The 8,760-nt window shown below is 77.2% G+C and carries 7 protein-coding genes; 3 read left to right on the plus strand and 4 right to left on the minus strand.

The annotated features are described in order from the left end of the window. Window positions 1–238: 238 nt before the first annotated feature. The 4 genes from ACRYMY_RS19135 to ACRYMY_RS19150 all read right to left on the minus strand — a co-directional run bounded on the left by ACRYMY_RS19135 (window position 239) and on the right by ACRYMY_RS19150 (window position 5,046). Entirely contained in the window at window positions 239–868 is a 630-nt protein-coding gene (locus ACRYMY_RS19135) for a GTP-binding protein (RefSeq protein WP_369055855.1), read from the minus strand. Beyond that, entirely contained in the window at window positions 849–1,256 is a 408-nt protein-coding gene (locus ACRYMY_RS19140; protein ID WP_432548807.1) for a DUF742 domain-containing protein, read from the minus strand. Before ACRYMY_RS19140 ends, ACRYMY_RS19135 begins: the two co-directional genes overlap by 20 nt. Before the next feature lie 7 nt (window positions 1,257–1,263). Then, entirely contained in the window at window positions 1,264–1,710 is a 447-nt protein-coding gene (locus ACRYMY_RS19145) for a roadblock/LC7 domain-containing protein (protein ID WP_369055857.1), read from the minus strand. A 147-nt stretch (window positions 1,711–1,857) separates the two neighbouring features. Further along, window positions 1,858–5,046 carry a sensor histidine kinase gene (locus ACRYMY_RS19150; protein WP_432548808.1) on the minus strand — a complete coding sequence of 1,063 codons (3,189 nt, stop codon included), beginning with the start codon at window positions 5,044–5,046 and terminating at the stop codon, window positions 1,858–1,860. 199 nt (window positions 5,047–5,245) lie between these two features. On the opposite strand from ACRYMY_RS19150, the gene mobA reads away from it, so the two are divergent. The 3 genes from mobA to ACRYMY_RS19165 are packed head-to-tail and all read left to right on the plus strand — an operon-like array spanning window position 5,246 to window position 8,691. After that, window positions 5,246–5,941, plus strand: a complete 696-nt coding sequence (mobA, locus tag ACRYMY_RS19155) for a molybdenum cofactor guanylyltransferase (protein WP_432548809.1) — start codon at window positions 5,246–5,248, stop codon at window positions 5,939–5,941. Window positions 5,942–5,950: 9 nt separating this feature from the next. Further along, entirely contained in the window at window positions 5,951–6,940 is a 990-nt protein-coding gene (locus tag ACRYMY_RS19160; RefSeq protein ID WP_432548810.1) for an NAD(P)H-quinone oxidoreductase, read from the plus strand. Next, on the plus strand, window positions 6,937–8,691 hold the full coding sequence (locus tag ACRYMY_RS19165) for a glycoside hydrolase family 15 protein (protein ID WP_432548811.1): 1,755 nt from the start codon (window positions 6,937–6,939) through the stop codon (window positions 8,689–8,691). The genes ACRYMY_RS19160 and ACRYMY_RS19165 overlap by 4 nt, the downstream gene beginning before the upstream one ends. The last annotated feature ends 69 nt before the right edge of the window (window positions 8,692–8,760 follow it).

Below are 8,760 nucleotides of genomic sequence, written 5' to 3' on the forward strand. Positions count from 1 at the left end.
AGCGTCCTCGCCACCGCGCCGGGTGTCCAGACCCGCACTGGTGCAACGGACCCGGCCGGTGCAGCCGCCGGGGCAACTCCCCGCGCCCACGGCACCGGCGCCGCTAGCGTCCCGGCCGCGGGGGGGGGGGGGGGGGGGGCCCACCCCCGCCCCCCGCCCCCCGCCCGCCGCGGCCCCCGGGGGGGGCCCCCCCCCTCGGCGGTGCTGCGCGGGCGCGACCCGCTGCCGGCCCGCGCGCTCAGGCGGCGTTGAGCCGGGCGAGCGCCGTCTGCACGAGCGTGATGAGGCTGTGCTTGGTGGCGGCCTTGCTGCGCGCGTCGGTGTAGACGAGCGGGGTGTCGGCCGGCACGGCGAGGGCCTCGCGGACGGCCTCCAGGTCGTGCTGGGCGACGCCGTCGAAGCAGTTCACGGCGACGACGAACGGGATGCCGCGGGACTCGAAGTAGTCCACGGCGGGGAAGCACTGGTCGAGGCGGTCGGTGTCGACGAGCACGACGGCGCCGATGGCGCCCTTGACCAGGTCGTCCCACATGAACAGGAACCGGTCCTGCCCGGGGGTGCCGAACAGGTACAGCCACAGGTTGCCCGGCAGCGCGATGCGGCCGAAGTCCATGGCCACGGTCGTGGACGTCTTGCGGTCGGAGTTCTGCCCGGCGTCGTCGACGCCGACGGAGTGCTCCGTCATGGCGGCCTCGGTGCGCAGCGGCTCGATGTCGGAGATCGACCCGATGAAGGTCGTCTTGCCGACGGCGAACCCGCCGGCCACGACGATCTTGACGACGGTGGGGGGCGCGGTGGGCTCCGGAGCGCTTCCCGCGGGCGCACCGGCTCCGGCGGGAGTGCTCACGTCAGAGCGAGGAAATGCCATTGAGAACACTCTCCAGGACGCTGATGGTGGTCGCGGGTTGGCCGGTGGTGGCGGGCGCGACGCCGTGGACGCGGACCTTCCCGGCGTGGGACAGGTCGCTGACCACGACGCGCACGACACCGACGGGCAGGTGGACGTGGGCGGACAGCTCGGCGATGGACAGGTAGGAGCTCTTCGTCAGCTCGAGGATGGTGCGACGCTCGGGCGTCATCCCGACCTCGGGCGCGGCGACGGCCTCGACGAGGGCCTCGACGGGCAGGACGTCCGTCGTGGGGCGGGTCCGCCCGCCCGTCACGGTGTACGGGCGGACGGTGAACTCGGCGACGTCGTCGTGCTCGTCGTCGGACCACAGGTCGGCGCCGCCCCCCGGGTTGCCAGGAGGAGTCACGGTCGCGTCACCACCTCGCCGCGACCGGCGCCGAGGTGGGCAGGTTCGCCCGCATCTCGGACACCAGCTGCGGCGTGAGGACGGCCTCGCAGCGCTGGACGAGCATGGCCATCTCGTAGCCGATGAGGCCGACGTCGCAGCCGGCCTCGGCGGCCACGGCGAACACGGAGCCGTCGGAGATGTTGACGAGGAAGAAGAACGCCTCGTCCATCTCGATGATGGCCTGGCGCACCTCGCCGGAGTCGAGCTGGCGGGCGGCGCCGCGCGAGAGGCTGGACACGCCGGACACGATGGCGGCGAGCTGGTCGCCGGCCTCGCGGTCGAGCTTGTCCGACATGGCCATGAGCAGTCCGTCGGCGGAGACGACCACGGTGTGCTGGACGCCGGGGACGTTCTTGACGAAGTTGTCGAGGAGCCAGCTGAAGTCGGCTGCCTCGGTGCTGAGCGCGGTCACAGTGGGGTTCCTCTTCTCGGGCGGGCCGGCGCGGTCGCGGCGGTGTCCATCGGGTCGTGGGCTCGGTGGGTGCGGGGGTCTGGCCCCCGGCCGGGCGGCCGGGGCGTCGGGGCGGGCGCTCCGTGCGCGACGTGCGCGCCCGCGGGGTCAGGCGTCCTCACCGGCGGTCCCGGTGGGGTCCTGGGCGCCGTCCGGCGCGGAGCCGTCGGCGGTCTCGGTCTGACGGCCGCGCGAGACGCCGGCCTGGAAGCCGGACAGCATCGAGCGGACGTCGGCGGGGGCCCGGCGCTGGCGCGCGGCGGCCGTGCGGGCCGGCGCGGGCTTGGCGGCCGCGGCGGTCGCCCCGGCCTGCCGGCGCACCAGCGGCTGGGAGCCGCTGGCCATCGACGGGTTGAACGAGGCGCCCTCGGTGAGGGCGGACAGCGCCTCCGCGGCCAGCGAGGAGCGCTGGCGCAGGGCCTCGCCACCGCCGCGGGTGCCGGCGTCGGCCGGGGCGGCCTCGGTGCGGGCGCCGCGGACCGGCAGGGCCGGCGCCGGGGCGGGCGCCGCGGGCTCCCGCGGGGCCGCGGCGGGCTCCTCGACGACCTCGCCCGCGACCGGGGCGACCGGGGCGACCGGGGCGACCGGGGCGACCTCGGGGGTGCGGGCGGCCGGGACGCGGGCCGGCTGGACCTGCTCCGCGCGCGGGGTCAGGGGCGCCAGCGGCTCCAGCGGCGCGAACGCCTCCGGGGCGGCCGCCTCGACGGGTGCCTCGGCCGGAGCCTCGACGGCCTCGACCGCCTTCTCGGTCCCGGCCGCCTCGACGGCCTTCTCGCCCTTGTCGGCGCCCTTGCGGCGCGACGTCCAGAACGCCTCGGCGGCGGTCTTGGGCGGGGTCGCGGTCTCGCGCACCTGGCGCTGCTTGCGCCCGGCCCTGGGCAGGATGTCCTGCGCAGGGGCCAGCGCCGCGGGCGCGGACGGCTTGCGCTCGCGCTTGGGCATGGCGCTGGCCGCGTCGGCCGGCGCCGCGGGCGCCACGGGCGGCTGCCAGGAGTCGCCCGCGGGGCTCGCCGGGGCGACCGGGGCGGGGGCCGGGGCGGCGGACGCCTCGGCCGGGGCGGCGGGAGCCCCACCGGCGGGCTTGCGCCGGGCGGGCAGGGACCGGCCGGGCAGCTTGGCCGTCGGCTGGGCCGCGACCACGTCGGAACCGGCGGCGGCCTCGGCGGCGGAGCGCTCCAGCGTCTGCGACAGCGCGCTGCCGATCCCGTCGGCCGCGAGCGGGTTCGCGACGATGCTCGACGGGCCCCCGGTGGACGCGGTGGACGCCTCGGGCAGGGCGCTGGGCGCCGCGTCCGGCAGCGCGCTGGGCAGGGCGTCGGGCAGGGCGCTGGGCAGGGCGTCGGGCAGGGCGCTGGGCAGGGCGCTGGGCAGGGCGTCCGGCGCCGCGTCGAGGGCCGCCAGCTCGGGCTGGCCGGCGTTGACGCTGCCGGGGGTGAACACGGACGCGCCGAGCAGCAGCGTCACCGTGGTGCCGCCGCCCTCGCTCGCGTCGATGCGCACGTCGAGGTCGAGGCGGGCGGCCAGGCGGCCCACCACGTAGAAGCCCAGGCGCTGCGCGCCGACGAACTCGCTGGCGCGGCCGCCGGAGATCCGCTGGAGGGCGGACTCGACCTCCTCGGCGCTCATGCCGAGGCCGGAGTCGCGGATGGCGACCTCGACGCCGCGGTCGGTCTCGGTCGTCGTGACGACGACGCGCGAACCGGGGTCGGAGAAGTTCGTCGCGTTCTCCAGCAGCTCCGCCAGCAGGTGCGACAGCGACAGGGCGAGGTGGCCGACGACGGGCGGGTCCACCTGCAGCGACAGGTCGACGCGGTCGTAGTGCTCGATCTCGCCGGCGGCGGTGCGCACGACGTCGGACAGCGGCAGCGGCCGGCGCAGGCGGCGGCCGGTGTTGATGCCGGCCAGCACGAGCAGCGACTCGGCGTTGCGCCGCATCCGGGTGGCGAGGTGGTCGAGGGTGAACAGGTCCTCGAGGGTGTCCGGGTTCTCCTCGGTGCGCTCCAGCTGGTCCAGGAAGGTCAGCTGGCGCGACAGCAGCGCCTGGTCGCGGCGTGCGACGTTGACGAACATCTCGGCGATGGAGGCGCGCAGGGCGGCCTGCTCGCCGGCGATGCGGAACGTCGTCTCGTTGAGGTCGTTGATGACGACCTTCAGCTGGCCGATCTCGTCGTCGGAGGTGACGGGGATGGGCGTGAACTCCACGCCCGGGCCCTCGCCGGGGGTCTGCATGCGCTCGACCATGCGGGGCAGCTCGTCGCGCACGCGGGTGGCGGCCTCGGCGAGGTCGCGCAGGCGGGTGCCGATGCTGCGGCCCAGCCCGCGGGCGAACAGGGCGGTGCCGGCGACGATCGCCAGGCTGATGAGGCCGATGACGACGCTGAGGGTGGTGGCGGCGGCGACCGCCTCGTCGGCGTCGTTCGTGACGTCCTGGGCGATGACGCTGGCGGCGCCGCGGTGGACGTCGATGAGCTGGCCGGAGGAGCGCAGCCACTGCTCGGGGTCGACGTTCGGCGTGGCGAAGGAGGACGCGAACAGGTTGCGGTCCGGGGTCACCCACGCCTTGGCGGCGGTGGCCTCCGCGGACCCCAGCGCCTTCTCGAGGACGACGGTGCTGTCGTCGTCGAGGCGGGCGCGGGCCTGCCGCTCGAAGTACTCCTGCTCGCCGATGGCGGTGGTGCGCACCTGCGAGACGGCGGCGCTGCCGGCGCCGCGCGCGGCGATCCAGCCGGCGGCCTGCTCGGTGGCCAGCGCGTCGACCTGGTCGACCAGGTAGCCGAAACCGGCGACCTGCGAGCCGAGCTCGCGGTCGCGGGCGGACTCCGCGACCGCCAGGGTCAGCGCGACGTAGGTGTCGGTGAAGGTGCCGTAGGTCTTCAGCGTGTCGAGCGGGGTGGTGAAGTTCTTGTCGACGGCGGTGCGGACCTCGGTCAGGCCGCGGGTGCGGACCTGGTCGACCGCGGCCCAGGCGTCGGCGACGGCGCTCTCGTCGGCGCCCAGGTCGGCCTCGGCCAGCGCGGCGAACGCCTCGGCGCCCGCGGCGTCGGTGGCCGCGCGGGCCTCGGTGAGCGCCTTGACGGCCTCCTCGCCGCCGCCGACGAGGACCTGGACGCTGCGCAGGCGCTCGGTGCGGACGTGGTCCAGCAGGGTGTCGACCTGCGGGGCGGAGGCCGCGAAGGCCGCGATGCGGCGGGCGTCGGCGCCGTCGGCGGCCACGCGGGCGTTCACCGCGGCCGACGCGAGGAGCAGCAGCACCAGCGGCACCGTGACGAGGGCCGTCAACTTGGCCCTGATGCTCAAGTTCCGCAGCATGTCAACCTTCCGTACGGTCGGTGGGCGGTGAGTGGTCCCACCGTGGTCGAGCAGACTGCGGGGTGATCGGCAGCCGGGGGCGGGACCCTGAGCGGCCTGGAGGCGCGTCCTCCGTTCGGGCGCCCGGGCACCGGCGTGTCGGGTGGACGGCGGGCGCCGCGGGGCTCCCGGGATCGGGGAGGCACCGGTGGGGGACGGGACGGCGGTCGTGGTCGTGGCCGGGGGTGCCGGGTCGCGGTTCACCGCCGCGGGCGGGGCCGGCGACAAGCTGGACGCCGACGTCGGCGGCCGCCCGGTCCTGGGCGCGCTCCTGCGGGCCCTCGCCGACGCGGGGCCGGAGCGGGTCGTGCTCGTGGGTCCCGCGCGCGACCTGCCGGCGCACCTGGCCGCCCGGGTGGAGCGCGTGCGCGAGGACCCGCCGGGCGGCGGACCGCTCGCGGCGCTCGCGGCGGGGCTGCGGCACCTGGCGGCCACCGGGGCCGGGCGCGGGTGCGCGGTCGCGCTGCTGGCCGGGGACCAGCCGTTCGCCGCGTCGGCGCTGCCCCGGCTGCTGGGCGCCCTGGAGCCCGCGGGCGGGGCCGCCCCCGCGCTCGCCGCGGTGGGCGTCGACCCCTCCGGGCGCCGGCAGCCGCTGCTGGCGGCCGTGCGGCTGGGCGCGGCGCTGGACGCGCTGGCGGGGTGCGCGGTCGACGGCCGTCCCGTGCGCGAGCTGTACGCGCGGCTGGACGCGGGGTCTCGGGGGGCGGTGGCCGAGGTGCCCGTCAGCGACCGCGAGCGCCTGGACGTGGACGTGCCCGCGGACCTGGCGGCCGCGCGGGAGGCCGCGCGGGACACCTCCGCGCGGGGTCCGCGCCCGGGGGCGGGCCGGGGGCGCCCGACGTAGTGTCGCGGGGTGCGAGCCGTGATCGTCGAAACCCCCGGCGGCCCCGAGGTCCTGCGCGTCACCGAGCTGCCGGACCCCGCGCCCGGTCCCGGCGAGGTGGTCGTCGACGTGGCCGCGGCCGGGGTGAACCGCGCGGACCTGATGCAGCGCGAGGGCCGCTACCCGCCGCCGCCGGGAGCGCCGGAGCACCCGGGGCTGGAGGTGTCCGGCTGGGTGTCGGCGCTCGGGGAGGGCGTCAGCGGCTGGAGCGTCGGCGAACCGGTGTGCGCCCTGCTGGCCGGCGGCGGGTACGCCGAGCGGGTGGCCGTCCCGGCCGGTCAGCTGCTGCCGGCGCCGGCCGGGGTGGACCTCGTGGACGCGGCGGCGCTGCCGGAGACGGCGTGCACGGTGTGGTCCAACGTGCACGTGCTCGCGGGCCTGCGCCCGGGCGAGCTGCTGCTCGTGCACGGCGGCGCCAGCGGGATCGGGACGACGGCCGTGCAGCTGGCCCGCGCGGTGGGCGCGCGGGTCGCGGTGACGGCCGGGTCGGCGGAGAAGCTGGCGCGCTGCGCGGAGCTGGGCGCGGAGGTCCTCGTGGACTACCACCGGGAGGACTTCGTGGAGCGGGTGCGGGCCGCGGGCGGGGCCGACGTCGTCCTGGACGTCGTGGGCGCGCCCTACCTGGCGCGCAACGTGGAGGCGCTGGCCACGGGCGGGCGGCTGGTCGTCATCGGCCTGCAGGGCGGGCGCAGCGCCGAGCTGGACCTGGGGACGCTGCTGGCCAAGCGCGCCTCCGTGCACGCCACCTCGCTGCGCGGGCGGCCGCTGGAGGAGAAGGCCGCGGTGGTCGCCAGCGTGCGCGACCACGTGTGGCCGCTCGTGGCCGACGGGGCGGTGCGCCCCGTGGTGCACGCCCGGTTCGCCCTGGAGGAGGCCGCGGACGCGCACCGCGTCCTGGAGGAGTCCTCGCACGTGGGCAAGGTGCTGCTGACGACCGGGTCGACCGGGCCCCGGGCGTGACGCCGGAGGAGCTGCACCACCTCTTCCCGCCGCAGGTGCTGCGCGACTACGCGCTGGTGGCGGACGGCGCGCGCGGGGCGGTCGTCGGACCGCGCGGGGCGATGGTGTGGCTGTGCGCGCCGCACTGGCACGACGACGCGGTGTTCTCCTCGCTGCTGGGCGGGCGCGGGTTGTTCGCCGTCTCCCCGACCCACCCGTTCGTGTGGGGCGGCCGCTACGAGCCGGGGACGCTGGTGTTCCGGCACCGCTGGACCAGCCGCGGCGACGGGACGGTGGAGTGCCGCGACGCGATGGCGATGCCGAGCGACCCCTCGAGGGCGGTGGTGCTGCGGCAGGTGGTGGCCGCCGAGGGCGACGCGGAGGTCCGCGTGGTCCTGGACCTGCGGGCCCGCTTCGGGACGCGGGCCCTGCGGCAGCTGCACCGCGACGACGAGGGCCGCTGGAGCGCCCGCACGGGCGACCTGCACGTGCGCCTGACGGGCCTGCCGGACGCCTCGGTGAGCGAGGACGGCGTGCTGGTGCAGGAGCTGCGCGTGCCGGCCGGGCGGCACCACGACCTGGTGCTGGAGGTGGGCACCGGCGCGCCGGGCGACCCGGTGGACCCCGCCCACGCGTGGGCCTCCACGGTGCACACGTGGCGCTCGGCCGTCCCGGAGATCGCGAACTCGGTGGCGCCGACGGAGGCGCGCCACTCCTACGCGGTGATCCGCGGCCTGACCTCGGACGCCGGCGGCATGGCGGCGGCGGCGACGATGTCGCTGCCCGAGCACGCCCAGAGGGGCCGCAGCTACGACTACCGGTACGCGTGGATCCGCGACCAGTGCTACGCGGGGATCGCGATGGCCGCCTGCGGAGGGCCGTACCCGCTGTTCGACACCCTCGTGGCGTTCGTGGTGCAGCGCGTGCTGGAGGACGGACCGGGTCTGGTGCCCGCCTACACGGTCCTCGGTCAGCCGGTGCCGGAGGAGCGCTCGACGGGGCTGCCCGGTTACCCGGGCGGCTGGGACGTCGCCGGCAACCACGTGCGCGGGCAGTTCCAGCTCGACGCCTTCGGGGAGGTGCTGCAGCTGCTGGCGGCCGCCGAGGGCGCGGGCCGGCTGGACGCCGACGGCTGGCGGGCGGTCGGCGTGGCCGTCGCGGCGATCGAGCAGCGCTGGGACGAACCGGACGCGGGGATCTGGGAGATCCACGACGACTGGTGGACGCACTCGCGGCTGGAGTGCGTGGCGGGGCTGCGCTCGATCGCGCAGGTGACGGCGCCCGGGGAGGCGGCGCGGTTCTCCGCGCTGGCCGACCGCGTCCTCGCGGAGACGTCGCGCCGGTGCCTGCACGCCGACGAGGGCCGCTGGCAGCGCAGCCCGACGCAGCCGGGGGTGGACGCGGCGCTGCTGCGCCCGGCGCTGCACGGGGCGCTGCCGGTGGACGACCCGCGGTCGGTGGCGACGCTGGCGGCGGTGCGCCGCGACCTCGTCGAGGACCACCACGTGTACCGGTACTCGCCGGACTCGATGCCGCTGGGATCCACCGAGGGGGCGTTCCTGCTGTGCGGGTTCCTGCTCGCCGAGGCGCTGCACGCGCGCGGCGAGGAGGTCGACGCGTTCCGGTTCTTCGAGCGCAACCGCGCGGCGTGCGGGCCGGCGGCGCTGCTGAGCGAGGAGTGGGACGTGCAGCAGCGCCAGCTGCGCGGGAACCTCCCGCAGGCGTTCGTGCACGCGGCGCTGCTGTCCAGCTCCGTGCGCCTGGGCTCCTGAGCGTCCCTCTCCCCCCGTCCTCCCCGCTCCCCCGCCGTGATCTTGCTGGGAAACCCTGCAAGATCACGG

The organism is Kineococcus haloalkalitolerans, from assembly GCF_050871905.1.
Taxonomy (GTDB): Bacteria; Actinomycetota; Actinomycetes; order Actinomycetales; family Kineococcaceae; genus Kineococcus.